This is a genomic window from Amnibacterium sp., from assembly GCF_025463795.1.
In the GTDB taxonomy this organism is placed as follows: Bacteria; Actinomycetota; Actinomycetes; order Actinomycetales; family Microbacteriaceae; genus Amnibacterium.
Genome location: NZ_JAODBE010000097.1, coordinates 1 through 4,631, shown reverse-complemented (window position 1 = coordinate 4,631; position 4,631 = coordinate 1). Strand labels below are relative to the sequence as shown.

The following is a 4,631-nucleotide window of genomic DNA, read 5'->3' as shown; positions in this document are numbered from 1 at the left end:
TGCTCGGCGCACGCGCCCGCTGCCTCGCCGACGGGTCGTCGCGCTGCCTCGACGTCGTGGACGCGCCCGGCTCGCCGGTCGACGGGTCCGACCGGGCGGCCCTCGCCGCCGGCGTGGAGGCGGTCCTGCCGCCGGCCGCCACACCGGTGCTGCTCAAGGCGTCGGGCGCGACCGCGGTGCTCGCGGTCGGCGAGCACACCGTGCTCGAGATCCGGGAACCGGGCGGCTGGCGTCTGCGCGACGTGATCGCCCCGACGCCGGCCAGGGCTCAGATCCCGAGCGAGCCCTCGAAGTCGCCCTCCTCGAGCCTCGCCCGCACCGCCGAGAGGAAGCGGGCCGCGTCGGCGCCGTCCACGATCCGGTGGTCGTAGCTGAGGGCGAGGTACACGGTCGACCTGACCGCGATCGCCTCGCTGCCGTCGGCCGTCCGTACGACCCGCGGCACCCGCTGCACGGTTCCGGTGCCGAGGATCGCGACCTGGGGCAGGAAGACGAGCGGGGTGTCGAACAGCGCGCCCCTGGATCCGGTGTTCGTCAGGGTGAAGGTGCCGCCGGCGAGCTCGTCCGGCTTCAGCTTGTTGTCGCGCGTCCGCGCCGCGAGGTCCGCGATCTGTGCTGCGAGCTCCGCGATCGACAGCGATCCCGCGTTCCGCACGACCGGCGTGAGCAGCCCGCGCTCCGTGTCGACGGCGATGCTGAGGTTCTCCGTGTCGGGGTAGACGATCGAGTCGCCGTCGACGGTGGCGTTGATGATCGGGTACTGCTGCAGCGCCTCGACGGCGGCGAGGGCGAAGAACGGCAGGAACGACAGCTTCTGCCCCGTCGCCTGCTGGAAGTCGCGCTTGACCCGGTCGCGGAGGTTCGCGACGGCGGTCACGTCGGCCTCCACCACGGTCGTGAGCTGCGCCGTCGACTGCATGGACACGACCGCGCGCTCGGCGACGACCTTGCGCAGCCGGGACATCTTGACCGTGGTGCCGCGGAGGGCCGAAGGCTCGGCCTTCGCGCGCGGTGCCGCGGGCGTCGATGCGGCCGGCGTGGCCTCGGCCGCGGCGAGCACGTCCTCCTTGCGGATCCGTCCGCCGACTCCGGAGCCGGTGAGGGCGGCCAGGTCGACGCCGCGGTCGTGCGCGAGCTTGCGCACGATCGGCGTCACGTACGGCGCCGCGGCGTGCGCCCCGCCACCCTGCGGCGCCGGCGCGGACGGCTGTGCGGGTGCGGAGGGCTGTGGTGCCGACTGCTGGGGTGCGGACTGCTGGGGTGCGGACTGCGTCGCCGTCCGGACCGGAGCGGGCTGCGCGGGGGTCGGGGGGGTCGTGGGGGCCGCGGCGGACCCGCTGTCGCGCCCGACCTCGGTCTCGACGGAGTTGGTGGCCTCCTGCGCGAGCGGCGGCTCGTCGTCCTGCTCGGGTGCGGACTGCCGGCTCCGCTGCGGCGGTGCGACCTCCTGCTCCGGCTCCGGCTCGGTGTACGAGGATCCCGCGTCCGGCACCTCCTCCGGCTCCTGCTGCACCACCTGCTGCGGTGCGGGCTCCGGGGACGACTGCACGGGGGCCGAGTCGGCCTCCTCGGGAACGGGTGCGGACTCGGCGGGGGCGTCGCCCTGGCCGGATCCGTCACCGATGCGCACGAGTGCGGTGCCGACCTCGACCGTCTCGTCCTCCTGGACGAGGATCTCCTCGACCACCCCGGCGACCGGCGACGGGATCTCGGTGTCCACCTTGTCGGTCGACACCTCGAGCAGGGGCTCGTCCACCTCCACGCTGTCGCCGACCTGCTTCAGCCAGCGGGTGACGGTGCCCTCGGTGACGCTCTCGCCGAGCGCCGGAAGGGTGACGGACTCACTCATCGGTTGTTCCTCATCTCAGGCGGCGAGAAGTGCCGCAGGTGGTCGCCGCGCGCCGTCGCGCGGTCAGAGCGCGTGCAGGGGCTTGCCGGCGAGGGCGAGGAAGGCCTCGCCCAGGGCCTCGTACTGGGTCGGGTGCGCGTGGATGAACGGAGCGATGTCCTCGGGGTACGCCTCCCAGTTCACGACGAGCTGGGCCTCGCCGATCAGCTCGCCCACCCGGGCGCCGATGCCGTGGACGCCGAGCACCGGGCCGTCCTTGCGGCGGACCACCTTGATCGAGCCGGTCGTGCCGATGATCTCGCTGCGGGCGTTGCCGGCGAGGCTGAAGTCGTACGCGATGACCTCGTCGCGGCCGAACTGCTCGACGGCCTTCGCCTCGGTGAGGCCGACGGAGGCGACCTCGGGGTCGCAGTAGGTGATGCGCGGGATGTTCACGTCGCTGACCACCGCGGGGTTGAGGCCGGCGATCTCCTCGGCGACGAAGATGCCCTGCTGGAAGCTGCGGTGCGCCAGCTGCAGGCCGAAGACGATGTCGCCGACCGCGTAGACCCCGGGCAGGCTGGTCTCGAGCCGCTCGTTCACGGTGACGAAGCCACGGTCGAGCGTGACGCCGGCCTCCTCGTAGCCGAGGTTCGCGGTCACGGGGCCGCGACCGACGGCGACGAGCAGCAGGTCGGCTTCGATCGTGTCGCCGTTCTCGAGGGTGACGACGACGCCCGAGTCGTCCTGCGTGACGCCGGAGAAGCGGATGCCGAGCTTGTACTCGATGCCGCGGCGCCGGTACGCGCGCTCGAGTGCCTTGCTCAGCACCTCCTCCTCGTTCGGGACGAGGTGCGGGAGGGCCTCGATGATCACGACGTCGGCGCCGAAGGACTTCCACACGCTCGCGAACTCGACGCCGATGACACCGCCGCCGAGCACCGCGACCTTCTTGGGGACGTAGTCGAGCGCCAGCGCCTGCTCGGAGTCGATGACCCGGCCGCCGAGCTCGAGGCCCGGCAGGCTCCGTGAGTAGGAGCCGGTGGCGAGCACGACGTGCTTGCCCGTGATCGTCGAGTCGCCGACCTGCACCGTGGTGGCCGAGGTGAGCCGACCCGCGCCCTCGACGGTGGTGACGCCCCGCGCCTTCAGCAGCGACTGCAGTCCGCGGTACTTCTTCGCGACGATGCCGGTGCGGTACTCCGTCACCTTCGGCACGTCGACGCCTTCGAGGGTCGAGCGGATGCCGAAGGCCGCCGAGTCGCGGGACGCGTCCGCCACCTCCGCGGCGTGCAGCAGGGCCTTCGTCGGGATGCAGCCGCGGTGGAGGCAGGTGCCGCCGACCTTGTCCTTCTCGACCATCCCGACGGACATGCCGAGCTCGGCCGCCCGGAGCGCCGCGGCGTAGCCACCGCTGCCCCCACCGAGGATGACGAGGTCGAAGGACTGGTCCGGCACTTGGATGCTCTCCCGTTCCGCAGGTGGACGCGCTCGGCGGTCCGACGGTGCTTCCCCGCACCCCCGGAGCCCCCGCTGAGGGGGCGGATCCGCCGCGTCGACCCTACCCCCTGGCGACCGCGCGGGCCTGTCGGCCGACTCTCAGAGGGGCCCCTCCGCGAGGTCCTCGACGAGCGCGAGCAGGGTCGCCACCATCACGCCGGTCGGGCCGGAACCGGTGGCTCCGTAGGGGGAGCCGCCGTTGTTCGCCGCCCCCGCGATGTCGAGGTGCACCCACGGCACGCGGCTCCCGTCGGTGCCCTGGGGCACGAACTCCTTGAGGAACCAGCCGGCCACGAGGGCCCCGCCGGCGGTGCTGCCGATCTTCACGTTCGCGATGTCCGCGACGTCGGAGTTGAGCAGGGGTCGCAGCTCGTCGGGGAGCGGCAGCGGCCACACGAGCTCGCCCGCGCGCTTCGCCGCTGCCTGCGTGCGGGCCACGAGCGGCCCTTCGCCCATGAGGCCCACGGTGCGGTTGCCGAGCGCCGTGATGATGGCGCCGGTGAGCGTCGCGACGTCGACCACGGCGTCGGGGTGCTCCTCGCCGGCCGCGACGAGCCCGTCGGCGAGCACGAGGCGGCCCTCCGCGTCGGTGTTCAGCACCTCGACGGTGCGACCGCCGCGGATGCGCAGCACGTCGTTCGGCCGGATGGCGCTGCCCGACGGCATGTTCTCCGCGATGCAGAGCCAGGCCGTCACGCCGACGGGCACCCGCAGCCGGGCCGCGGCGAGCACCACCCCGAGCACGGTCGCCGCCCCCGTCATGTCGTACTTCATCCCGACCATCGACGGCCCCGGCTTCAGCGAGAGGCCGCCGGAGTCGAAGGTGATCCCCTTTCCGACCAGCGCGATCGTGCGCTCCGCGCCCTCCGGCGCCCACGCGAGCCGCACGAGTCGGGGTGGCCGGGTGGAGCCGGCTCCGACGCCCAGGATCCCGCCGAACCCGTCCGCCTCGAGCGCCGCCTCGTCCCAGACGCGTGCCTCGATCCCCGTGCCTTCGACGGCGGCGACCGCCCGGTCGGCGAGTTCGGCCGGGTGGAGGTCGTTCGGCGGCGTGTTCACGAGGTCCTTGACGAGGGCGACGGACCCCGCGAGCGCCGCCGCCCGGTCGATCGCCGTCGCATCGGCGGCGCCGGCCACCGTGATCCGCTGGACGGGCTCCTTCTGCTTCGCCAGTGTCGAGTGCCGGTAGGCCGTGAAGGCGTAGGCGCCGAGCGCCGCGCCCTCGAGCACCGCCGCCGTGCCGCTCCCGTCGGCGGCGGGCAGCGCGAGTGCCACGTGCGCCGTCCCGGCGAGGCGCCGCACC

General features: G+C 73.6%; 3 protein-coding genes and 1 pseudogene. 1 reads left to right on the top strand and 3 read right to left on the bottom strand.

The genetic code is table 11. The annotated features are described in order from the left end of the window. Positions 1 to 371 (top strand): annotated as a pseudogene (locus JWQ92_RS08910) (hypothetical protein); the annotation flags it as partial. Here the strand turns inward: JWQ92_RS08910 and sucB are convergent. From sucB to JWQ92_RS08895, 3 genes are all read right to left on the bottom strand, one after another. Next, positions 269 to 1,849, bottom strand: a complete 1,581-nt coding sequence (gene sucB, locus JWQ92_RS08905) for a 2-oxoglutarate dehydrogenase, E2 component, dihydrolipoamide succinyltransferase (RefSeq protein WP_297344104.1) — start codon at positions 1,847 to 1,849, stop codon at positions 269 to 271. The pseudogene JWQ92_RS08910 and the gene sucB sit on opposite strands and share 103 nt — an antisense overlap. Before the next feature lie 63 nt (positions 1,850 to 1,912). Then, positions 1,913 to 3,286, bottom strand: a complete 1,374-nt coding sequence (gene lpdA, locus JWQ92_RS08900; protein WP_297344103.1) for a dihydrolipoyl dehydrogenase — start codon at positions 3,284 to 3,286, stop codon at positions 1,913 to 1,915. 141 nt (positions 3,287 to 3,427) lie between these two features. After that, a partial coding sequence (locus tag JWQ92_RS08895) for a leucyl aminopeptidase (RefSeq protein ID WP_297344102.1) occupies positions 3,428 to 4,631 on the bottom strand: 1,204 nt, incomplete at its 5' end.